Raw genomic sequence first — 23,475 nt, forward strand, 5'->3', positions numbered from 1 at the left:
TATTTGTTAAAGTCAACACATCCAGTATATCTCATATCGCCTAATTTGCATACACATGTAATGGACATCCTACCTTTTAGATTCCCGTGCCAGAAATACAAGACTGACGGTAAGTGTCACAGCCTCGGTCGCAGGTGCAGCAAACCACAAACTGTTGCCACCGGTCAAAACTGGGAACGTCAGTATACACACGCTGCTGAGTATGATGTTTCGGAGCAGTGATATACACAGCGACTGCCCGGATTTCAGTATGGCCTGGAGATAGTAGGAGGTCATCAGGTTGATCCCAAATGGCACAAATGCAAAGAAGTACGCTCTGACACCAAGATCAGCAATGACACCAAGGCCTTCATTCATATCTATAAATACATTGCACAATGTTCGTGGAAAAAGTATTCCAATAAGTGAGAACAGTGCACCCATGATCAGGATGGTTGTGTAAGCCATTCTTTTTATGGCGTTTATTCTGCCTATGTTATTTGCTCCGTAGTTGGTCGAGATCACAGGCTGCACAGACTGACCAACTCCTGTGAACAGAGAATTGAACAGGATGACGCAGTTGGAGATGACGCTGTATATGGACAGGGCATCCTCGCCGCAGTACTTCAATATCTGTATGTTAAACAGCAGTACTATAAATCCATTTGCAAATTCATTGAAAAAGCTCGGGATACCGGCTGTCACGATATTCTTCATGCTGTTCAGGAGCCTGTGTGGCATTATGAAACGCAGCTCATTCTTCTTGCTGAGAAAATGCGATGAGGCGACAAGTACCTGGATCATCATACCGATAACAGAGGCAAGTGCGGCTCCGCCGATTCCCTGCTTCAGCGGGAATACCAGTATGATGTCCATCACGATATTGAACACTCCGCCTAGCAGGACTCCTGCCATGGCGCGGTTCGGATCATTGTCAGCTCTCACAAATATAGCTACGAAGTTGGAAAATACTGCAACCGGCAGGAACATATTTATATAGTGCATGTATGACATGGCATATGGGTATAGAGTGGCATTTGCACCCATGAGCCTCAGCAGTGATGGCATACATGTTACGTACAGTATCCACAGCAGTGCGGTGATTGCCGCGATCATCATGAATGACACGGTGAAGTAACGGTTAGATTTCACTGTGTTGCCACTTCCTCTGTGCACGCTCATCTGTACTGATCCACCTACGCCAAAGAGAATTCCGGTTGACATAAGTATGCACAGCAGAGGCGTTGTGATGCTCAGAGCGGCCAGGGCATCAGCTCCAACACCTTTGCCGATGACGATGGCATCAGTCAGGGTGTATATGGACATGACCATGGCACTTCCAAGGGAAGGAATGAGGAATTTGAAGTAAAGCTTTTTCAGATCGTCTTTTAATAGATTCATTTGTAAATCTCCTTAATAAAAAAAGTTTATAATTGAAAAAATGAAAAGCATATGATCGCGGGTACACATTATCCTGCCAGCTGCATAAAAAAAGAGCCAGATAAGATAATCATCTTATCTGGCTCATGAAAATTCTGATATATTGTATCGCGATTCATGTTCCATCCGGGAATCCTGCATCTGCAGAACACCTTGCAAGGTATATTAATATTCAACATACCGTCCGACTTGTGTTATTATAACAGGAGGCATAAAAATGTCAAGGATTAATAAGGGGGTATTATGGAGTATAGAGTGACAGATGCAAATGATATAGATATGCTGATGGATGTCAGATTGTCCATGCTTAGGATAGTCAATGATCTTCCTGCAGATTACATATTTGATGATGAATTGGTGGTGAGCAGCAGAAGGTATTTTCTTGAGGGTGATCAGACAACAGTTGTAGCTGTCAATGACGGAAGATGTGTGGCGTGTGCCAGTATGTCTTATATTGAAATAATGCCAACATTTTCTCACTCATCAGGAAAGAGAGCACATCTCATGAATGTATATACAGAAGAATCCTATCGGAGGAGGGGAATCGCCAGACAGCTTGTGAATATGCTTATAGAGGATGCGCGTGTACATGGTGCCACGGAGATAAGTCTTGATGCCACGGAAAGCGGCAGACCGCTGTACGAATCAATGGGATTTAAGGCATCTGAGGAGTGCATGGTTATAGATATACAGCAATTATGATGCTTTGGATAATATACGGTTTACATACATATATTTACGGAGACAGACGGAGGCAGACATAGCTATGGAGGTAAGAGATAGCATAGAAAAAAGACACAGTATTAGAAGGTTTAAAGATACCCCAGTGGAGCCGGCGATTATAAGACAGCTTATCGAGGTGCGGCGATCCAGAACCTGTTGCAGAGAATCCGGAGATGCGGCCTGGAAAGAAAATGGATGAAGTGCTAGAATACAGATAATTACAACAAGGAGGACGTACAGCCATGTCACTGGAAAAGGCAGAAAAGTTTCTTGAAGATAAAGGATATGGAGACAGGATCATACTTATGGACGCTCCGACGTCAACTGTTGCCATGGCGGCGGAGGCGCTTGGAGTTGAGCCGGGCATGATCGCTAAGACCATGGCGTTCATACAGGATGACAAGATAGTACTCATACTCACCGAGGGCATAGCCAGAGTTGACAATAGGAAATATAGAGACAGATTCCACGTCAAGGCGAAGATGGTGCCATTTGATAGCGTGGAGGAGCTTGTCGGACATGCACCGGGCGGAGTGTGTCCATTTGGAATAAATCTGGGGATAGATGTATACCTTGATGAGAGCCTCAAGAGATACGAGAGGGTTTTTCCTGCGGCGGGCAATGACCACAGTGCAGTGAATCTCACCATCTCTGAGCTTGAGGATGCATCTGGGGCTGCCGGCTGGGTTGATGTGTGCAAGGAGCCGGAGAAGTAAGCTGTTAATCAGGTTAATATGAGTCTGCGGATGGTGCTTATTATACGAATTAAGTATTTGGGAAAGGAAGAATGGGTGTATGGACATAACGATGCTTGGAACAGGAAGTGCACTTGTGACAGAGTGTTATAATACATGCTTTGTGCTGTCAGATGGAGACGAACATTTTCTAGTGGATGGCGGCGGTGGTAACGGCATACTGTCACAGCTTAAGAAAGCGGGTTTTAACTGGCAGGACATGAGGACAATATTTGTGACGCATAAACATATGGATCATATACTCGGCGCGGTGTGGATGATCCGCATGATATGCCAGCATATGAAAAAAGGTTCGTATGAAGGCGAAGCCGTTATATACGGACATGACGAGGTCATCGCTTTACTTAGGGAGATGGCAATGCAACTTCTTAATAAGAAGGAGACAGTATATATTGGTGACAGACTTCATCTGGTTGAGGTGAATGACGGCGATACGAAAGAGATAATGGGCAAAAAGGTCACATTTTTTGATACTGGTTCAACTAAGACAAAGCAATTTGGATTCTGTATGGATATGGGTGATGGCGCGAAAATTACGTGCTGCGGAGACGAGCCTTACAATGATTGTGAGGAGAAGTATGCGAGAGGCAGCAAATGGCTGCTCCATGAGGCATTCTGCCTGTATTCTGAGGCGGATATATTTGATCCATACGAGAAACATCACTCAACAGTCAAGGATGCCTGTGAACTTGCAGAAAAGATTGAAGTTCAGAATCTGTTGCTATATCATACAGAGGATAAAAATATAACACATAGAAAAGGATTGTACGTGGCAGAGGGCAAAAGGTATTACAGTGGCAACCTGCATGTGCCAGATGATTTGGAGAAAATAAGACTTTAGAGATGGGCAGGAAAGAATATAGTCAAAATCTGAGAGAAATTAGAAGATGAATGACTTTCTTGAACAATAGAATTGTTTGAAAATTCAGGCAACTAGAAAAGAGTTTGCTAAAGATAGGCGATAAAAAGGAGAGATCGAAATGTACAATCCAATAAAAGAACTGACTAAGCGGGAATGGCTTATCTGGCTGAGTTCCCTGGCTATAGTGCTGGTGTCGAATCTTCTCACTGCAGATCTGGACATACTCACACTTGCGGCGGCACTCATAGGTGTGACATCGCTTATATTTGCGGCAAAGGGAAATGTGTGGGCGCAGATATTGATGGTCGTATTCAGCATATTATACGGTATCATATCCTTCAGGTTCCGTTATTGGGGGGAGATGATAACCTACCTCGGGATGACGATGCCGATGGCGGTGTGGTCAGCCATAACATGGTTTAAGAATCCATCGGAGGGCAACAGCAGTGAGGTAGCCATACAGAAACTGACACGCAGGCATGTGATATGGCTCACTGTCAGCACAGTGCTTGTAACGGTTGTATTCTACTATATACTCATGATACTTGACACGCCGAATATAGTATTCAGCACAATATCCATAGTCACAAGTTTCCTGGCGGCTGCGCTCACCATGCTGAGATCGTCATACTATGCGGTGGGATATGCAGCAAATGATGTAGTACTCATAGTATTATGGGTTCTCGCATCTTTTGAGAATCCGTCATATATTCCTGTAGTTGTAAACTTCGTCATATTCTTTGTGAACGACATGTATGGATTTGTGAGCTGGAAAAAGAGAGAAGTGAGGCAGGCTGTGGATATGTAGCAGATAAAGGAGGTGCAATTTGCAACATAAATAGACAGTAGTACAATGTTTAAAGTGCTGACAGCTATATGCCCATAACTGTCAGCACCATAATCTGATTATTATTGCTGAATATCGGCAATATACACTGTTTTGATGTATACATAGTGCGCTGCCAGACAGAACGATATAATAATAAATAGAACATAAGTGAAATCTTATCATAATAGGAGGACGCATAGATGAATATAAACATAAGAGAGTACATGGCAGCAGATGCAAAGTCAGCATCAGAGATCTGGAACCAGGTTGTGGATGATGGCGTGGCATTTCCACAGGAGGAAGTCCTGACACCGGAATCAGGAGATGCATTTTTCAAAGAGCAGACATATACCGGTATCGCCGAGAACGCAGAGAGTGGTGAGGTGGTAGGACTCTACATACTTCATCCGAACAACGTGGGAAGATGCGGACATATATCTAACGCCAGCTATGCCGTGAGACGCGACGTCCGCGGTGAACACATAGGAGAAAAGCTTGTGCTTGACTGTATCTCCATGGCAAAGAAGAAAGGCTTTGGAGTGCTCCAGTTCAATGCCGTAGTAGCATCAAATGTACATGCACTCCATCTGTATAAAAGGATTGGTTTTACTCCGCTGGGCGTTATCCCGGGAGGCTTCAGAATGCCGGATGGACATTACGAGGATATCATTCCGCACTATTATGACCTTAGAAAAGATGCAGATCAGTAATGAGTTGCAGCATATGGTGTAACATCACAGAAAAATATGTTGATGTTACGATCTGACAGCGGTATACTTGTTGTCAGAGAATTGGATAGTATATGGGGAGCTGGCGAGTTAGCCGGCTGAGAGGAGGCTGAACGCTTCGACCCACAACCTGATGCGGATAATGCCGCCGTAGGGATACGTTTGATACATACATAATGATGTAAGAAAGAAGAGACGCATTCCCTCGTCTCTTCTTTCTTTTTTCATAAGGAATAATCCACGTGAGTGGGATGTTCCTAAAGTGGCTGATTGGGGGCACCACCTTCCGCCACTATAAAAGTGTAAGAGAAACAAATATTAGATCTGGAACAGATTTATAAAGCCGGATCAGATTGGAGGAACAGATGAGGAATTACACAACACAGATGGACGCAGCAAGAAAAGGCATAGTAACTCCTGAGATCGAGAAAGTTGCCGAGAAAGAGCATATGTCCACTGAGGCGCTGATGAAACTGGTAGGAGAGGGCAAGGTAGCGATACCAGCTAACAAGAAGCACACATGTTTAAACCCAGAGGGAGTTGGAAGCATGCTGAGGACCAAGATCAATGTCAACCTCGGTGTGTCAAGAGACTGCAAGGATTATGGTATCGAGATGCAGAAGGTTATGAGTGCTGTCGAGATGGGAGCAGAGGCGATCATGGATCTGTCAAGCCACGGCAACACACAGCCGTTCAGACAGAAGCTCACTTCAGAGTGTCCGGCTATGATAGGAACTGTGCCGGTATATGACAGCGTTATTCATTATCAGAGAGATCTCGCAACTCTTACTGCACAGGATTTCATCGATGTGGTACGTCTTCATGCGGAGGATGGAGTTGATTTTGTGACTCTCCACTGCGGAATAACAAGAAAGACAATCGAACAGATCAAGAAACATAAGAGAAAGATGAATATAGTCAGCCGTGGCGGCAGTCTTGTATTTGCATGGATGACCATGACAGGCAATGAGAATCCGTTCTACGAGTATTTTGACCAGATCCTTGATATATGCGAGGAATACGATGTGACGGTATCACTTGGAGATGCATGTCGTCCGGGATGTCTTGCGGACGCAACGGATGTATGTCAGATAGAGGAGCTTGTCAGACTTGGAGAGTTGACAAAGCGCGCGTGGGATCATAATGTACAGGTTATGGTTGAGGGCCCTGGTCATGTGCCACTCAATCAGATTGCAGCCAACATGGAAGTTCAGAAGACACTCTGTATGGGCGCACCATTCTACGTACTTGGACCTCTTGTCACAGATATAGCACCGGGATACGATCACATCACAAGTGCCATAGGCGGAGCGGTCGCAGCCATGAACGGCGCAGCATTCCTCTGTTACGTCACACCTGCAGAGCACCTTGCCCTGCCAAATGTAGACGATGTCAGGCAGGGAATCGTCGCATCCAAGATAGCAGCCCATGCGGCAGATATAGCAAAGGGGATACCTGGAGCGAGGGATATAGATGACAAGATGGCGGATGCGAGACGTGTCCTCGACTGGGATGCACAGTTTGCATGTGCCATAGATCCTGAGACTGCAAAGGAGATCAGGGACAGCAGAAAGCCTGATGACGAGTACAGCGACACGTGTAGTATGTGCGGTAAATTCTGTGCTGTCAGATCGATGAACAAGGCGTTGTCAGGGGAATACATAGATATACTGTAATTACCAAGAAACTTAAAATATAAAAAGATCCGGCAGTATATGTCCATCTCGGCATGTACTGTCGTTTTTATATGCATAAAAATATATGGAAATAAGTACAAAAAAACGGGTGTTCAGCCGAAGATGTTTACTATTTTGCCTATTGTAATGCCGGGTGAACGAGTTTAGAATAAAACCGAAAACAGGAGTAAATTATAGAAAAGAAGGGAAAAAAGTGAACAAAGATCTTACTGTGGGAAGACCTGAATCCGTGCTTTGGAGATTCTGCCTTCCACTTTTTGGAAGTGTAATATTTCAGCAGCTTTACAACATAGCGGACAGCTTTGTGGCGGGGCAGTTCATAGGAGAAAATGCTCTGGCGGCGGTCGGCAACAGCTATGAGATAACACTTATTTTCATAGCATTTGCATTTGGATGCAATATAGGCTGTTCGGTCATAGTATCCCAGCTGTTCGGGGCAAAGAAATACAGCGAGATGAAGACTGCGGTCTGGACTACTCTCATAGCAAGCGCGGTACTTGTGGCGGTTCTCATGCTGGTTGGATTCCTGCTTGGAGAGAGACTGCTGGCACTTATTGATACCCCGGATGAGCTGATGAGAGATTCGCTTACTTATCTGAACATATACATAATGGGCGTGCCATTTTTGTTCTTCTACAACATAGCGACAGGAATATTCTCTGCTCTGGGCGACTCGAGAACACCGTTCATATTCCTTGCCATCTCATCGGTGTCCAATATAGCCGTTGATATACTGTTTGTAAAGACATTTGAGATGGGGGTAAATGGAGTTGCGTGGGCTACATTCATCTGTCAGGGCGTGAGCGCTGTACTTGCGATAATAGTTGTGTTCAGACGCCTGACAGCAGTTCGCACTGAGGGGAAGGTCCGTGTATTTTCGGGAAGCATGCTGGGCAAGATAGCAGTCATAGCCATACCGAGCATACTTCAGCAGAGCTTTATCTCAGTTGGAAATATAATTATTCAGAGCGTCATCAATGGATTTGGAGCCTCTGTCATAGCGGGCTATGCGGCGGCTGTAAAGCTCAACAATCTCGTCATAACGTCATTTACAACACTTGGAAATGGAATATCCAACTATACCGCACAGAATCTTGGCGCGGGTAAGATCGACAGGATAGGACAGGGACTTAAAGCTGGAATAAAACTCATATGGGGACTATGCATACCATTTGCGGTTTTGTACTTCTTCTTTGGCCGTTATGGCATGTATCCATTTATGGAGAACAGGACAGGACTTGCCCTTGACACGGGAGTCACGTATCTCAGGATACTGGCGCCGTTCTACTTTGTAGTATCGGCAAAACTTGTAGCTGATGGAATACTAAGGGGAACAGGCATGATGGGCAGATTCATGACATCGACGTTTACGGATCTGATACTCAGAGTGGTGCTGGCGATAGTGCTGTCAAGAGTTATAGGTTCCGCCACAGGAATATGGCTGGCCTGGCCGATAGGCTGGACTATAGCAACAGTCATGTCACTGTTATTCTGTGTGAATGGTATTAAGAAGCTGAAAAGAGAAAAAACAGGGAGGATAGAATAGATGACAGATAAAATGACTCAGAAGAGCCATGAAGATATGAGTAAAGAAATAAACAAAGATGGTGTGGCGGTGCGTACACGGGGATATCATATATGGAGAGTTATATTCTGTATAATAGGCGTGCTGGGAATGCTGATGTTCATATATCCGGTGTTCAGAGGTTGCCATGTGAATATAGGAACCCTGCTGGGAACAGGCGTGTTTGCACTTCTCACATTGTATGGAGTATTCAGGGCAAAGATAGACAAATCTGTCAGAAAGCTTTGGGATAAAAAAGCAGGAAAGATATGCTTAAGTTTCGTGCTTGCACTTGTCACTGCTGCGCTTGCCCTTGTTGTGGTCATCACTTATCACATGGTCTATGCGGCTCATGTAAAGCCTAAACAGGATGCCACAGTCGTAGTGCTCGGATGCGCAGTTAGAGGCGGTGGACCAAGCCTTATGCTGAGGGAGAGACTTATAGCAGCACAGGATTATCTTGAGGAGAACCCGGAGGCCGTATGCGTTGTATCCGGTGGACAGGGCGCAGATGAGAGCATGTCGGAAGCTCAGTGCATGTATGAATACCTTACAGAGCACGGAATTGCTCCGGAGAGAATATATATGGAAGACAAGTCCACGTCCACAAGGGAGAACATAAAGTTTTCGGCTGAGATCATCAGACAGAACGGACTGCCGGACAAGATGAATATAGTGACAAATGAATTCCACGAGTACAGGGCAAAGCGTATAGCGGACAAACAGGGCATAGAGACGGGATCCATAGCCGGAAGCACTGCATGGTGGCTGCTTCCGACATACTATGTCAGGGAGATGGCAGGCATACTGTATGAGTGGATCAGTGGCTGATACGTGGACAGGTGCGCTGCGAGGCGGACAAAGTGAATACAATGATCCGCCGGACACCCATGCAGGTATATTTGGTCGAAATGCACAGATAACCTTGAAAAAACCTTGTAATATTTCTTGAAAAATGCATGTAAAAACGTACTTCTAAATAGAAGAAATTATGTTATAATGGCTCTGTATGATACAAATACAGTATCCAGTTAAAAGGAGAATGAGATGAACAAATTAGAACTTCAGAAAAAAGCTGTAGAAGTTCGCAAGGGCATTGTCACAGGTGTATACAATGCAAAGAGCGGACATCCAGGCGGCTCATTATCAGCAGCAGACCTGTTTACTTATCTTTATTTCGAGGAGATGAATGTGGATCCTAAGAATCCTGAGGACGAGAATCGTGACAGATTCGTGCTCTCAAAGGGACACACAGCTCCGGGCTACTACGCAGCACTTGCGTTAAAAGGCTTTTTCCCAATAGAAGACTTAAAGACACTCAGACATGTTGGATCTTACCTTCAGGGACATCCTGACAAGAAGCACACTCCAGGAGTGGACATGTCATCAGGATCACTGGGACAGGGACTCTCAGTTGCAGTAGGTATGGCACTTGCAGCCAAGATGCAGGGCAAGGATTACAGAACATACTGTCTCTGCGGTGATGGAGAGATCCAGGAGGGACAGATATGGGAGGCAGCTATGTTCGCAGGACATAGAAAGCTTGACAATCTGTGCGTTATAGTAGATAACAACAATCTTCAGATTGACGGAACGGTTGAGGATGTATGTTCACCATATCCTATAGATGAGAAGTTCAAAGCATTCAACTTCCATGTTATCAATATCAATGGCAATGACTTTGACGAGATCGACAGGGCATTTGCTGAGGCAAAGTCCCACAAGGGTGAGCCTACAGCGATCATCGCCCACACGATCAAGGGCAAGGGTGTATCATTCATGGAGGACAAGGCCGGCTGGCATGGAAAGGCTCCGAATGAAGAAGAGTACAAGATCGCCATGGAAGAACTTGAGAAGGAGGCTGCAGCATTATGATAGAGAATAAAGCAATCGCAACCAGAGAGAGCTATGGCAATGCCTTAGTAGAGATCGCAAAGGAGCACGATGATCTTGTTGTTTTAGATGCAGACCTTGCAGAGGCAACCAAGACAGTTATTTTTAAGAAAGCTTATCCTGAGCGACACGTTGACTGTGGCATCGCGGAGGCGAACATGGCAGGAATAGCTGCCGGAATGTCAACATGCGGATATGTTCCATTTATGAGTTCATTTGCAATGTTCGCTGCAGGACGTGCATTTGAGCAGGTGAGAAATACTATCGGATATCCACATCTGAATGTGAAGATCGGTGCAACCCACGCAGGAATCTCAGTAGGTGAGGATGGAGCAACACATCAGTGCTGTGAGGATATCGCACTCATGAGAGAGATCCCGGGCATGGTTGTCATTAACCCATGTGATGATGTAGAGGCAAGAGCAGCAGTGAAAGCTGCATACGAGTATGTTGGACCTGTATATCTCAGATTCGGAAGACTGGCAGTTCCAGTACTCAATGATGAGAGCACATACAAGTTTGAGATCGGCAAAGGGGTTAAGCTCAAGGACGGCAAGGACATATCTATCATAGCTACAGGACTTTGTGTATCTGAGGCTGTGAAGGCTGTGGATATGCTCGCTGCTGACGGTATAGATGCTGAACTCATCAACATCCACACTATCAAGCCTATCGATGAGGATATCATCGCTGAGACAGCTCAGAAGACAGGAAGAGTGTTCACAGTTGAGGAGCACTCCATCATAGGTGGTCTCGGAAGTGCTGTTGCAGAGGTGCTTGCTGAGAAGTGTCCTACAAAGCTGACAAGGATCGGTGTGAGAGATACATTTGGTGAGTCAGGCCCTGCAAAGGAACTGCTTCACAAGTACGAGCTTGATGCAGAGGGTATCTACAAGCAGATCAAGGCTGCGCTGTAATCCTAATGTGATCATTTGGAGACATAACAGAGAACACAAGATAAATAGCTGATACTAAATATCTGTGAAAGATATAGAGAGTTATATACAGATGGGGGAGCCTGCCGGTGGCAGGCTCTTTCCATATATACATATGAACTGTCAGATGGGCGGTAGACACTGCAGGCATCCGGCAGATTCTGTGATTAACATACACAAGGGCTGAAGACCAGATGAAACTGGAAACTTTACAGAAAAGAGGTAGGAATCATATGGGCAGAGAGTATGTAGAGGAGCTTAAGAACCGCGTGCTGAATGGTGGAGCGGAGATCACATATGATGAGGCTCTAAAGCTTGCACATGAGGATCTGGATATACTGGCGGCTTCAGCAAATGAGATAAGAGAGCATTTCTGCGGAGACCGGTGCGATGTGTGCTCGGTCATAAGCGTGAAGGAGGGCAGATGCACAGAGAACTGCAGATACTGTGCACAGTCCAGGATAGCGAAGAAGGATGTACCTGAGATAAATCTTCTGGGTGAAGAAGCGGTTACTGAGGGTGCATCGATTGACTGTGGCAAGGGAAGCTTCAGGTACTGCCTTGTGGCTGAGGGCAGGAGACTTTCAAAGCGTGAGGTCGAGCTTGCTGAGAAAACGGTCAAGGATATACACGACAATGTGGATATCAACATATGCGCGTCATTTGGCCTGCTGGATCAGGAGGACTTCACGAAGCTTAAGGGTGCGGGACTATCGATGATACATAACAACCTTGAGACCTCTCCGGCATATTTCCCGGAGGTGTGTACCAGTCACACACAGGAACAGAAGAAGGCGGCAATACGCGCTGCAAAGGATGCGGGACTCATGGTGTGCAGTGGCAGTCTGTTCGGCATGGGCGAGACACTTGAGGACAGGGTGGCACTTGCATTTGAACTCAGAGAGCTTGGCGTGGATTCGGTTCCGATGAACCTCCTCAATCCGAGGGAGGGAACGCCGTTCTATGACAAGACACCTCTCACTGAGGAGGAGTACGTCAGAACGATAGCGGTATACAGATTTGTCATGCCAAAAGTCATGATAAGGCTTGCGGCCGGAAGAGGAAGATATGAGGACAACGGCGAGGCTGCACTTGCAGCCGGGGCAAATGCGGTCATAAGCGGTGACTTCCTGACCACCGATGGCACATCATTTGACCTTGACTTTGACATGATAAGAAGAAACGGATTTGTCACGGACAGAAAACATTCATAGACATTAGTGGGTGCTCCGTGCGCAAGGCAATTGGATGAGAAGGATTAACTGCACGCAAATAAGAGAATATAACAGGCAGAATAAGTTTTAGAAGGAGAATTATATGAAGATTTATGACAGGATCATGGGACTTGGAACAAAGATGACAGACATGGATGCATCCACATATCAGGGCGCATTCATAGGCAAGATATCCTACACAGTAGACAGAGAGAAGGCAGAGGCTGCCGATAGCATCACATATGAGTATGGTGATGTTAAGGAGAACGCATTCATGTACATACTCTCTATCCTTGGAAAGGTAGAGGGAGAAGAGACTCCTGTTGAGAAGATGACCATCACACTCGTAAAGGCATCAGACAAGGAGAAGGAGATCAAGAGAGTGGAGAAGACGGATTATGAGGACGAGAAGCCATTCCACACATTTACAAAGGAAGAGGTTTATGCATTCAGCAAGGAGACAGGAGACGAGAATAAGATCCACCTCACAGACCATCCTGTAGTTCAGGGAATGTTGCTCCTCCGCACAGCAGCATGTGCACACGAGGACCTGAAGAGACTTGACGTTAAGTTTGTAGAGCCTTCATACGCAGAGGAAGAGCTCATGTGGGGCAGCAATGGCAGAGAGCTTGTGCTTTATGCAGATGGCTATGTAAAGGCTTCATTCAAGGTTGTGAAATAGTTTCCGCTAACAGACGATCATTATGATAGATACAAAATAGGCGTCATACCTGATCAGGTATGATGCCTATTTTGTTGTTTGAATTAAGACTAGTTTATTCTTATGAAATCGGATCTTACATATCCGGTGTATTTCTTTGAGCCCTTGGTGTAAGTGATCTTATACCACGCATTCTTGCCGGAATATTTGCAGCCGCTGATCTTGACCTTTGATCCTCTGGCAAGTTCCCGGATGATACGTTTGTTGGTTCCTGCCCCTGCCCTGAGACGGACCTGGCTGTCAATGACTGTTCCGCTCAATGAGCTGGCTTTTGCGGGAGCTTTTGAAATGTCGCCATATACTATCGAACCATTGACATTCTTATATGCAAGAATCCTGTAGCCGAAGCCGCTCTTCAAAGCAGGAAGTATACAACTGGTTGTTTTGTAAGAGAATATTTTCTTTACTCTTGTGTATTTGTTATGGGCAATATCATATTTGTATATGATGTAGCCGGATACATTTGAAAGCTTCTGCCAGTGCAGACAGCGATACGAACCGAGAGGAGTATACTTAAATGAAGATGTAAAGGTTCGTGGCTTTGTACATTTGCTGAACTCCAGGCGGTTGCTGTACATGATCACACCGTTGTATTCATAATACGCCCTCACGCCGAATTTGTATGTTGTGGCGGGAGAAAGTCCGGTAAAGTTATAACTTCTGGATTCGTCGCCTATGCATCTTGCAATTCTGTCATATTTACCAGTGGACGTGTTGTATTTGTACACGAAATAGCCTGTGACTCCGGAAATCTTGCTCCAGCGGACATTAATGGAACTGGAAGTCCTGTCTGCTATTGCGGCCTGGGCAGGCATGTCCGGGGCGGTATCGAAGATTGGAGGTTCAGGATCTGTCGATGCAGTTACAGCCTCTGCATAGATGGCGGTGCAGCTATATTCTTGCGAGTAAGCTCCGAATACAGTGCCGGTATTTAATTTATGGTATCCGCGCACCATGTAGGTATATTTTTTACCGCTGGTGAGACCGTTATCAGTGTAGGTCAGAGTGCCGGCCCCCTTTGTTGTTCCAATCGACACATATTTTCCTTCGGCCTCATCGTAACGCACTATCTGATAACCATATACCTCAGGAACCTTATTCCAGGTGAGGGTTATGGATGAGCTGGTCGATGACTTAAATGTGAGTTTTGTAGGTGCTGCCGGTGTATTTACATATTTGAAATCAAGATCCGTCGGATAGCTTATTCCGGCGACGGTTCCGTTGTCATCGTACTGCCAATATGAATGAGTGGCGGTCAGCGTGTCTGAATCGTTGTACTGCGCATTCCATATTGGGTATTTGTTGTTTATACTGGTGATGTTCATGTCATCGGTTATAACACTTTTGCTCGCATACAGCATGCCCACGTAGCCACTTGCTTCCACTGTACTGCAAAAAGTGTTGATGACCGTGGTGGCAGCGCTTTTGGACAGGTGCGCATTGTAGAGCCTGCCGGTCAGTCCACCCTCCCATGCGTATTCGTAGTCCATGACGATGGGAAGTGTAAGGTTGTAAGAGGATACGATGTTCAAGGTGTATGCCGCCTCCTGCCTGGCCTCGGTGGCGTTTATGGCCTGAGAGTAGAAGTACGCTCCGACATCAATCCCTGCCGCAGTTGCATTCTTGACATTCTCAGCAAATTTGGAGTCGACGAAATATGCACCTGAACCATAGTACCTTCCTCCAGCCCTGATAAAGGCAAATGTAACGCCGCTGGATTTTACCTTGCTCCAGTTGATGGAACCGTTCCACTCCGATACATCTATCCCCTTCATGACAGTGGAGTTCTTGAACTGGGATGCGTGTGTATATGTTGTCGATGAGAGCGTGGCAACACCATAAGGATTAGCGCTGTCTGACTGCTTTTGCAACTGCCTTATCGTCTCAGGATCGTTGCCGTAAATACTATATATGTGGTCGATCTCGGCATCGGTCAACTGAGTGTAGTCAAAGTTACCTTCATCCACAACCTCTTGGACCTCAGATCTGGTCGATGATGTTGAGATGGTGGAGGTGTCAGCCGCGTATACTGTGGCAGAGTGGAAGATATTATCTGCCGCAGTCAGTATAAATATTCCAAGGGAAATAATAAAAAGTTGTTTAGATAATCGTTTTATTCTCATGTAAGCCTCCTAATATAAATGTTACAATTATATTACAAAAAGATTATTAAAATATTATTAATAAAAGGCCTGCGTGAGAAAAATATTGAGAAAAATATAAAAAAATAGGGGAAAGCAGGAGATACAAAGTATGTATGCTTTTCCCTATTTTAATTGTGTAAGTATAAGAATTACTTGACACGTATGAAATCAGATCTTATATAGCCGGTATATTTTCTGGAGCCTCTGGTGTATGTGACCTTATACCAGATATATCTTCCAGACTTTGCATAGCCGGAGATCTTGACTTTTGAACCCCTTGCAAGCGTTCTGACTACTCTGCTGTTTGTTCCGGCTTTTGCACGGAGGTTTACGCTGCTGTCAGTGATTGTTCCGGTAAGAGATGTATTCTTGACCGGTGCATTTGACATTGCTCCGTAGTATATCTTGCCGTTGTACTTCATGTAAGCAAGAACACGGTAACCGTAGCCTCTTCTGAGGTTAGGAACAAAACAGAAATTTGTCTTGTTGGATGTTATCTTCTTAACTCTTGTGTATTTGTTTGCCTTCTGATCATACTTGTATACGATGTAGCCGTCAGCGTATGACAGCTTTGACCACTGGAGGAATCTCTGCGATCCAAGTGGTGTGTATTTGAAGGATGATGTAAAGGTTGCCGGGAGAGTGCAGGAGCTGAAATCCTTGCGGTCACTGAAGCCTGTGAATCCATTCCGCTCTGTGTATGCTCTCACTCCAAATTTGTATTCTGTTCCGGCTTTAAGTCCTGTAAATGTGTATGTTCTGTTGCTGCTTCCGCTGATACGTGCCACCTGCTCAAATGACTTGCTGGACGTATTATATTTGTATACCGTGTAGCCCGTGGCATCAGAAATCTGTGTCCATCTTATGGTCACGGATTTGGCTGTCCTTGATGCGGTTGCGATCTGGGAAGGAACAGCAGGTCCGGTAAATCCGCTCACTGCGCTGGCTGTCTCTGTGTAGTGGTATGTTCCATTTTTCTTGTAATATGCACATACCGTGTAGCTGTACTCGGTTGAATGAGGAAGTCCCTTGTGTGTGTATGTGTCAGTAGACTTGGAAGAGATCTTTGCAAGCCTTGTCCAAGTAGCATTGGATGGCTCCCATACATATACGATATATCCGTCAACATTTTCCTGCTTATTCCACTTCAGTGTAAGTGAGCTTGTGTAGGCTGAAGTGATCTTGAGCCCTGTAACCTCGCCTGGGTCGGTGGTTATGGTCTTGGCATCTGACAGAACGTGCCAGATGGTGTTGGTATCAGTTGTTGTGTATGCGCGTACCTTGTAGTTATATTTTGTGCCAGGATTGAGCTGGCTGTCGGTAACGTCGCAGTCGTCAGGAGAATTGGTCGTGGCAATCGTCTCGTAGCTGCCTGATGAACCGTTGCTTCTGTATACTCTGTATCCTGTTGCTGCAGGGATAGGTGACCATGAAAGTTTTACAGATGTAGGCGCTGTAACTGTAGCCGCAAAGTTCTCTATGGTATCAGCTATTGTAATACCGGTACACTCTGCTGAGTAGGTTCCGTAGATGGCTCCTGAGCTCAATTTGTAATATCCGCGTACCTTGTATGTATACTTTTTACCGTCCTGAAGATTCTTATCTGTAAATGTAGTTGTTCCGGCACCCTTGGCAGTTCCCACGGAGACGTATTTATCTTCGGAGCTGTCGTAACGCACGATCTGGTAAGCATAGACCTCAGGGATCTTCGTCCATGTCAGTGTGATAGTGGAGTCTGTGCACGCTGACTGTGTCAGAGATGAAGGCGCGGCAGGAGATTTGACATATCTGAAATTCATATCAGTTGCATTGCTGATTCCTGACACCTTGCCGACGTCGCTGTACTGCCAGTATGAATGTTTCACTGTGAGAGTGTCCGTGTCGTTGTACTGGGCATTCCATATAGGATATGACTGTGCGATCGAAGATGCGTTCATGTCGTCTGTGATGACAGTCTTGCTGGCGTAGATCATGCCTACGTAGCCCTTTGATTCAACTGCCGCACAGAATGCTTTTATGACATTTGTAGCTGCGCTCTTGGAAAGGTGGGCGTTGTACAGACGACCGCTCAGACCTCCATCTTCCCATGCGTATTCATAATCCATGACAACGGGATAAGTTATGTTGTAGCCTGAGATCAGGTCGGTAGTGTATTTGGCTTCTGTCTTGGCCTCCGATGTGCTGATGGCCTGTGAGTAGAAGTACACACCCACGTCAACACCTGCATTCAGTGCATTTTTGATATTATCCTTGTATGTAGAATCGATGAAATATTTTCCTGAACCGTAGTAGCGTCCGCCCACACGTATGAATGCGTAGGATATTCCTGCGGCTTTAACCTTTTTCCAGTTGATGTTGTCGCCGTTCCACTCGGATACGTCTATGCCCTTGATGACTTTGTAGCCATCGAACATAGAAGAGTGGGTATATCTGGCACTCAGCGTAGCTATATCGCCGGTGGCGTTGTAATCGGATTGACGCTGGAGCTGTTTGATGGTTTCGGGATCATTATTATACAACTCGTATATGTGATCGATCTCTGTACCGTCCAGCTCTGTGTAGTGGAAGTTTCCATCGTCCACCACCTGCTGTACATCCTCCCTCGTCGATGTAACGCTTATGTCGGACATGTCTGCGGCATAGGCTGTTTCGGGCACGTTGCCGGCAAATGCGAATACACTTATACCCAGAGCAGCGCCCAGAATTATCCTGGTAAATTTTCTGATAATCATGAATTCCTCCCGTTTTGTAAAAAGTTTTTAGCACAGTTTACATAATATAATGTACGCTATGAAAAGTCAATAAAACTGCACTGATTTGTTACGAATATATTACAAAATGCTTATTAAAATCCAGCTAAAACATAAAGCCTGAATGAAAAACAAGAAAAAAGTCGGTAAAGGTTGATGTTTTTCATATTAAATACATAAAGTCTATGTTATAATTAGCAGGCATATGAAATTTGGAGGACAATAACTGTTGGATGATAAAAAAAGAGTTGGATTTTTAGGCGCGCTGAAGAACATGTTCGTAGGTGTCGTAAAACCGGAAGCTTATTACAGAAATGGACGATTTGGACGGATGTCATCGGCGATGCTGATAACATTTATCATGAGCACACTGACTTATCTGGTGATATTCTTTATTCCATATAACCAGTTGTTTGGCGGCGGAAGGTTTGCGGACAGGATAGACCGGAATATGGAGGATTTTTCACTGACCGGAGATGGTTTTTACTACGATGGGACATTCGACTGGTCGGATGATGAGAACATGTCCTACATAAAGATCGACACATCGAAGACGAAAGTGGATGAAGCTGTTGCAAGAGACCTTGCTGCAGACGGCGGGTATCGTACCGTATTCATCATATCAGCGGATGAGATACTCACATATAACTCAGGAAGAACACAGATCATAAGATGTAAGGATATATATGAATCCCTGAATGAGACATATGGATTCAAGGCTGTTACAAAGCAGGATGTGATCGATCTCATAAATAAGCTCGACACACCAGTGCTTGTGCTTGCATGGGTATTTCAGATAATTGTTGGATTTGTGCTCACGTTGTTCTGGTCACTGCTCATAACGGTAGCGGGACTGATAGCGGCATCCATGAAGAAGATAGAGGTATCATTTGGCACTATTTACAAATCTGCCATATATATAAGGTTATTATGGTATTTCCTCATGATGGTCATTGCAACATACATATGGCCGGCGAAGAGAACGATGGGGATGCTGGCGCTTTTCATATCTGTGATATACATATTTGCCGCTGTATCGCAGTATCATAAGAATACCCCGGATGACGATCCACAGGAAGGTCCGGCACAGGTAGAACAGAATGATCTGGCGCAGGAATTTGCCCAGTATGAGCAAAGGTAAATAATTATAGAACACATTCAAATACAATATATAAAACAGTAGGAGGAGTATTCATATGAATTTGAGAAAGACAAAGATAATTTGTACATTGGGACCGGCGACGGACGATGATGAGGTGCTCAGAAAGCTCATGATCGAGGGTATGGATGTTGCCAGATTCAATTTTTCTCATGGTGATCATGCCCAGCACAGGAAGAACAAGGACAGAGTGGAGAAGCTTCGTGAGGAGCTTGGACTTCCGGTTGCAACACTGCTTGATACTAAGGGCCCGGAGATAAGGGTTGGGGACTTCAAGGAGGGCAAGGTTGAACTCGTAGAAGGACAGACATTTACACTGACGACAGAGGATGTGGTGGGCGACCAGGCAAAGGTATCCATTACATACAAGAATCTTGTGAACGATGTCAAGCCGGGAGATACCATACTCATCGATGACGGCCTTATAAATATGAAGATAGAGAAGGTTACTGATAAAGATATCGTGTGCCGCGTGGAGAATGGCGGACCTGTATCAAACCACAAGGGTGTAAATGTTCCAAGAGTTAACCTCACCATGCCATACATAAGCGATGTAGACAGGGCGGATATAATCTTTGGTATTGAGAATGATTTCGATTTCATCGCTGCATCATTTGTAAGATCAGCCGACGATATACTTGAGATCAGGAAGATCCTTGACGAGTATGAGTGTGACAATATCAATATCATCGCCAAGATTGAGAATATGCAGGGCGTTGACAATATAGACGACATAATCAGAGTGTCCGATGGAATCATGGTCGCAAGAGGAGATATGGGTGTTGAGATACCTCTTGAGGATGTGCCTATCATCCAGAAGATGATCATCAAGAAGGTATACAATGCGGACAAGCAGGTCATAACAGCTACACAGATGCTTGACTCCATGATGATACATCCAAGACCTACCAGAGCAGAGGCGACAGATGTTGCAAATGCCATATATGACGGAACAAGTGCAATCATGCTCTCAGGAGAGACCGCAGCGGGCAAGTATCCGGTTGAGGCTCTTCACACCATGAAGACCATCGCAGAGAGAGCAGAGCGAGACATAGATTACAACAAGAGATTCTTCAACAGGGATGCGGTGCAGAATCCTGATATAACGAGTGCTATATCACATGCGACATGTACAACGGCCATAGACCTTGCAGCGGCAGCCATCATCACTGTTACAAAGTCAGGAAAGACAGCGAGAATGCTCTCAAAGTACAGACCCAAATGTCCGATCATCGGATGTACCCCTGTTAAGAAGGTTGCCAGACAGATCAATCTTTCATGGGGAGTTCAGCCTCTTCTTATAGGTGAGGAGAACAACACTGACGATCTCTTCGAGCATGCTGTTGATGCGGCAAAGAAGCACGGCTATGTTAAGGACGGTGAGGTGACTGTAATCACCGCCGGAGTCCCACTTGGTGTGACCGGCACGACAAACCTGATAAAGGTACACGTTGTAGGACATATCCTTGTAAAGGGCTTCTCTATAAATGAGAGATCTGCAACCGCACCGCTCTGTGTATGCGAGTCAGAGGATGAGCTCATCAAGAACTATAAGGATGGAGACATAATCGTCATAAATGAGACCAGCAACAGGATCATGGATCAGCTCAAGACTGCATCTGCGATCGTGTGTGAGAAGAACGGGGGCAATTCACATGCTGCCATAGTCGGACTCAGCCGTGACATACCTGTTATCCTGGGTGCACAGAACGCGACTAAGATCCTTAAGTCGGGCTCTATAGTTACTGTAAATGGCGAGGATGGAGTTGTAATTTCAAACTAGTACATGTAACAAATATGTAACAAAAAATAAATACAAACGTATAAAACAACGCCTCCTGTGTTGACAAATGTAATCATTATTGCTATACTACAATAGATTTGTAACAAAGATGTAATAATTGTTGCGTTAAGATCAGCACAGGAGGTTTTTTATAATGTCTAAAGCAAAGTCATTTAAGAAGACTATAGTTGTTGCTGCAGCGGCAGGAATGATGATCACCACTTCCATAGGAACGGTGAGCGCGGGACAGATATACAGCGATTCAACTGTAGGTATTTCATCTGCATTTGACAGATATGCTAACACCCTTGCGGGCAATGATAAAAACGCAGGCGATGCTGCAAAGGCGGCAACGTCCACAGATGCACAGAAGACTACAGCATCCGCAGGAAAGAATGCTGCGGAGGCCAAGAAGGACAAGACAAGCGAAGAGAACAAGGTGAAATATCCTGATTTCAAGGATAAGTGTCTTGTTGTCACCGAGGATTATGTGAATATAAGATCGGGAGCCGGAACTGATTCAGATGTAGTTGGTATCATAGGGAACAATGGAATAGCAACCATAGAGAAGAAGGGCAAGGAGTGGACCAAGGTCACATCAGGTGACTGTACAGGATACATAAGGAATGACCTGCTTCTTTTTGGAGATGATGCGGGAGCCTATGCCGAGGCGAACTGTCCGAAGCAGGTAACTGTCAATACAGAGACACTCAATGTAAGAACAGAGGCTGATGTGAACTCCGACTGTATAACACAGGTTGGATCAGGCCAGAGCTTTGATGTCATATCACAGGATGACAAATGGGTGCAGATAGCACTTGACGACGAGACGAATGGTTATGTCAGCACTGAATTTGTAGATGATACATATGCATTTGCAACTGCCAAGTCCATGGAGCAGATCCAGGCAGAGCTTGATGCGAAGGCTGCGGAAGAAAAGGCGGCAGAGGAGCAGGCAAGACAGGAACAGGAGAGCGCAGACGAGGCAGAAGCTGAGGACGCATCAGATGACAGCCAGAGCACAGAGGATGATTCCTACACGCCAGATCAGCCGGATACAGATTCTGCAGATCAGTCATCGGATACATCAGACGACACATCATCTGACAGCAGCGATTCAGACGATTCACAGAACAATGTAGTGGCACCGAGCGGCCAGACAGGAATAGACCTTGCGAACTTTGCAACACAGTTTGTGGGTAATCCATATGTATATGGCGGATCGAGCCTTACGGATGGAGCTGACTGTTCAGGCTTTGTCATGGCTGTATACGCTCAGTTTGGATATTCACTTCCACACTCAGCGGGAGCACAGTCACAGTATGGAACAAGAGTAGACACTTCAAGTCTTGAGCCTGGAGACATACTTTTCTATGGAGACAGCTCTATAGAGCACTGCGCTATATATATCGGAGACGGAATGATAGTACATGCCAGCACAGAGGAGACCGGTATCAAGATATCCTCTGCATTCTACAGAGATCCGCTCTGTGCAGTCAGAATCATAGGACAGTAGACAAGCTGTATATAATAGGGTATAATGAATACATTGAAGCGCACATGGTATACATGTGCGCTTTTTGTGTAAAATGGCGAAAACATGACGGCGAAAACAAATAAAGTTGTCAATATGCACATAAAAATACGTCAAATATATTGAAAAAAAGACTCGTTGTGGTATAATAGTCATATCAATTTGGATTATATCCAAAAAAGAAGGAGTTGGGCATCATGAATTACATAATCAGCGGTAAGAACATTGAAGTTACAGAAGGACTTAGAAATGCAGTACAGGACAAGCTCTCAAAGCTTGAGAAGTACTTTGCAGCTGATACTGGCGCACAGGTCACATTCAGCGTTGAGAAAGATAGACAGAAGATAGAGGTAACGATTCCTATGAAGGGACATATTATCAGAGCCGAGCAGGTGAGCGATGACATGTATGTTTCGATCGATCTCGTTGTAGAGGTTATTGAGAGACAGGTTACCAAGCATCGTAAGAAGCTCATTGACAAGGAGCAGAATGTAGCATACCTGAACGATGCATTTGTCGACGAGGACGTTGAGGATGATGACGATATCAAGATCGTGAGAACTAAGAAGTTCGAAGTAAAACCTATGTATCCAGAGGATGCATGTATCCAGATGGATCTGCTTGGACATAATTTCTATGTATTCAGGAATGCAGAGTCAGATGAGGTCAATGTCGTATACAAGAGAAAGGGCGGCACATACGGAATCATCGAGCCTGAATATTAAGATCAGATATTGGCAAAGGCACAGTTAATATAAGTGCCGA

Annotated in this window: 19 protein-coding genes and 1 riboswitch; of the genes, 16 read left to right on the top strand and 3 right to left on the bottom strand. The window is 45.2% G+C overall.

Annotated features, from left to right (window positions below):
* Window positions 1-69: 69 nt before the first annotated feature.
* Complete coding sequence (locus DXB91_RS07595) at window positions 70-1,380, bottom strand: MATE family efflux transporter (RefSeq protein ID WP_118017352.1); 1,311 nt, start codon at window positions 1,378-1,380, stop codon at window positions 70-72.
* Between the two features lie 282 nt (window positions 1,381-1,662).
* On the opposite strand from DXB91_RS07595, the gene DXB91_RS07600 reads away from it, so the two are divergent.
* The 12 genes from DXB91_RS07600 to DXB91_RS07655 all read left to right on the top strand — a co-directional run bounded on the left by DXB91_RS07600 (window position 1,663) and on the right by DXB91_RS07655 (window position 13,301).
* Window positions 1,663-2,121 carry a GNAT family N-acetyltransferase gene (locus DXB91_RS07600; protein ID WP_118017354.1) on the top strand — a complete coding sequence of 153 codons (459 nt, stop codon included), beginning with the start codon at window positions 1,663-1,665 and terminating at the stop codon, window positions 2,119-2,121.
* Between the two features lie 263 nt (window positions 2,122-2,384).
* Window positions 2,385-2,858 carry a YbaK/EbsC family protein gene (locus DXB91_RS07605; protein WP_055223190.1) on the top strand — a complete coding sequence of 158 codons (474 nt, stop codon included), beginning with the start codon at window positions 2,385-2,387 and terminating at the stop codon, window positions 2,856-2,858.
* Window positions 2,859-2,937: 79 nt separating this feature from the next.
* Window positions 2,938-3,738, top strand: coding sequence for an MBL fold metallo-hydrolase (locus DXB91_RS07610; RefSeq protein WP_055223193.1), 801 nt, complete (start codon window positions 2,938-2,940; stop codon window positions 3,736-3,738).
* Window positions 3,739-3,877: 139 nt separating this feature from the next.
* Window positions 3,878-4,567: a nicotinamide riboside transporter PnuC gene (gene pnuC / locus DXB91_RS07615; protein ID WP_022216111.1), complete on the top strand. Its 690-nt coding sequence runs from the start codon at window positions 3,878-3,880 to the stop codon at window positions 4,565-4,567.
* Window positions 4,568-4,788: 221 nt separating this feature from the next.
* Window positions 4,789-5,298, top strand: coding sequence for a GNAT family N-acetyltransferase (locus tag DXB91_RS07620; protein ID WP_118017356.1), 510 nt, complete (start codon window positions 4,789-4,791; stop codon window positions 5,296-5,298).
* An 83-nt stretch (window positions 5,299-5,381) separates the two neighbouring features.
* Window positions 5,382-5,490, top strand: a riboswitch (TPP riboswitch).
* Window positions 5,491-5,681: 191 nt separating this feature from the next.
* On the top strand, window positions 5,682-6,992 hold the full coding sequence (gene thiC / locus DXB91_RS07625; RefSeq protein WP_118017358.1) for a phosphomethylpyrimidine synthase ThiC: 1,311 nt from the start codon (window positions 5,682-5,684) through the stop codon (window positions 6,990-6,992).
* 214 nt (window positions 6,993-7,206) lie between these two features.
* A complete protein-coding gene (locus DXB91_RS07630; RefSeq protein ID WP_118017360.1) occupies window positions 7,207-8,559 on the top strand; it encodes an MATE family efflux transporter in 1,353 nt (450 codons plus the stop codon).
* Window positions 8,560-9,408, top strand: a complete 849-nt coding sequence (locus tag DXB91_RS07635) for a YdcF family protein (protein WP_055223200.1) — start codon at window positions 8,560-8,562, stop codon at window positions 9,406-9,408.
* A 216-nt stretch (window positions 9,409-9,624) separates the two neighbouring features.
* A complete protein-coding gene (locus tag DXB91_RS07640) occupies window positions 9,625-10,452 on the top strand; it encodes a transketolase (protein ID WP_004850272.1) in 828 nt (275 codons plus the stop codon).
* The gene (locus tag DXB91_RS07645; RefSeq protein ID WP_015533848.1) at window positions 10,449-11,387 is read left to right on the top strand and encodes a transketolase family protein; all 939 of its coding nucleotides are present in this window, start codon (window positions 10,449-10,451) and stop codon (window positions 11,385-11,387) included. Before DXB91_RS07640 ends, DXB91_RS07645 begins: the two co-directional genes overlap by 4 nt.
* Before the next feature lie 251 nt (window positions 11,388-11,638).
* A complete protein-coding gene (gene bioB / locus DXB91_RS07650; protein ID WP_118017362.1) occupies window positions 11,639-12,619 on the top strand; it encodes a biotin synthase BioB in 981 nt (326 codons plus the stop codon).
* 103 nt (window positions 12,620-12,722) lie between these two features.
* Entirely contained in the window at window positions 12,723-13,301 is a 579-nt protein-coding gene (locus DXB91_RS07655) for a hypothetical protein (RefSeq protein ID WP_022215816.1), read from the top strand.
* 89 nt (window positions 13,302-13,390) lie between these two features.
* Here DXB91_RS07655 and DXB91_RS07660 read toward each other — a convergent pair whose 3' ends face one another.
* Together DXB91_RS07660 and DXB91_RS07665 are read right to left on the bottom strand one after the other, a co-directional pair.
* A complete protein-coding gene (locus DXB91_RS07660) occupies window positions 13,391-15,463 on the bottom strand; it encodes a GH25 family lysozyme (protein WP_118017364.1) in 2,073 nt (690 codons plus the stop codon).
* 170 nt (window positions 15,464-15,633) lie between these two features.
* Window positions 15,634-18,216: a fibronectin type III domain-containing protein gene (locus DXB91_RS07665; protein ID WP_118017366.1), complete on the bottom strand. Its 2,583-nt coding sequence runs from the start codon at window positions 18,214-18,216 to the stop codon at window positions 15,634-15,636.
* A gap of 247 nt (window positions 18,217-18,463) precedes the next feature.
* Here DXB91_RS07665 and DXB91_RS07670 point away from each other — a divergent pair, with 247 nt between their 5' ends.
* From DXB91_RS07670 to hpf, 4 genes are all read left to right on the top strand, one after another.
* Window positions 18,464-19,375 carry a DUF1189 family protein gene (locus DXB91_RS07670; protein ID WP_118017368.1) on the top strand — a complete coding sequence of 304 codons (912 nt, stop codon included), beginning with the start codon at window positions 18,464-18,466 and terminating at the stop codon, window positions 19,373-19,375.
* A 55-nt stretch (window positions 19,376-19,430) separates the two neighbouring features.
* Entirely contained in the window at window positions 19,431-21,176 is a 1,746-nt protein-coding gene (gene pyk / locus DXB91_RS07675) for a pyruvate kinase (RefSeq protein WP_015533853.1), read from the top strand.
* A 154-nt stretch (window positions 21,177-21,330) separates the two neighbouring features.
* Window positions 21,331-22,692 (top strand): C40 family peptidase, encoded by a 1,362-nt coding sequence (locus DXB91_RS07680; protein ID WP_118017370.1) that lies wholly within the window; start codon window positions 21,331-21,333, stop codon window positions 22,690-22,692.
* Between the two features lie 215 nt (window positions 22,693-22,907).
* Window positions 22,908-23,435 carry a ribosome hibernation-promoting factor, HPF/YfiA family gene (gene hpf, locus DXB91_RS07685; protein ID WP_022215810.1) on the top strand — a complete coding sequence of 176 codons (528 nt, stop codon included), beginning with the start codon at window positions 22,908-22,910 and terminating at the stop codon, window positions 23,433-23,435.
* Window positions 23,436-23,475 lie beyond the last annotated feature (40 nt).

Origin of the sequence: Coprococcus sp. OM06-34AC (assembly GCF_003462545.1) — a bacterium.
Classification (GTDB): domain Bacteria; phylum Bacillota; class Clostridia; order Lachnospirales; family Lachnospiraceae; genus Coprococcus; species Coprococcus aceti.